Raw genomic sequence first — 785 nt, 5'->3', positions numbered from 1 at the left:
TCGGGTGAGGGGACGGCGGCGCTCAGAAGTGGATGCCGTACGACCGACAACCCCGCCGCCTCCACATCCCCCGCCGAGGACGCAACCATCCAATACCGCTCCCGCTGGAAGGCATACGTCGGCACCTCCACCCGACGCCCCCCGGGAAAGTCGAACACCACCGGCACCCCGCACACAAACGCCTGCGCCAACGAGGCCAGCAAACGCCCCCGCCCACCCTCACCACGACGCAACGTCTCCACCACCGACACCGCCACCCCCACACCATCAGCGGTGTCCTGAACCGCCATCACCAACCCCGGATGCGGACTCACCTCCACAAACACCCCGACACCATCGGCCAGCAACCTCCGCGTGGCCTCCTCGAACCGAACCTCCTGACGAAGATTCGCATACCAATACCCCCCGTCCAGACCCGAGGTATCCACCAGACCACCACTGACCGTCGAGTAGAACGCCACCGACGAAGCACGCGGCCGCACCCCCGCCAACGCCTCCAACACCTCCAGACGCACATCCTCCACATACGACGAATGCGAGGCGTAATCCACCGGAATCACCCGCACCCGCACCTGCTGAGCCACCAACTCCGCCCGCACCTGCTCCACCACCACAGCCTCACCACACACCACCACCGACCCCGGACTGTTGACCACCGCGATCTCAAGACGCCCACCAATACGACGCTCGGCCTCCTGCCGCGACAACGCCACCGACATCATCGCCCCCCGCCCCGCCAACCGCCCCGCAATGATCTGACTACGCAACGCCACCACCCGCGCCCC

At 66.8% G+C, this 785-nt stretch carries 1 protein-coding gene; it reads right to left on the bottom strand.

Features of this window, described 5'->3' with window-relative positions:
* Positions 1–767, bottom strand: a 767-nt coding sequence (locus tag ACLQ2R_RS39480) for an acyltransferase domain-containing protein (RefSeq protein ID WP_425966537.1), incomplete at its 3' end; no start/stop codon positions are given.
* Positions 768–785 lie beyond the last annotated feature (18 nt).

Source organism: Streptosporangium sp. DT93, assembly GCF_049844535.1.
GTDB lineage: Bacteria > Actinomycetota > Actinomycetes > Streptosporangiales > Streptosporangiaceae > Streptosporangium.
The sequence above is the reverse complement of the archived record's forward strand: the minus strand, read 5'-3'. Positions and strand labels throughout refer to the sequence as shown.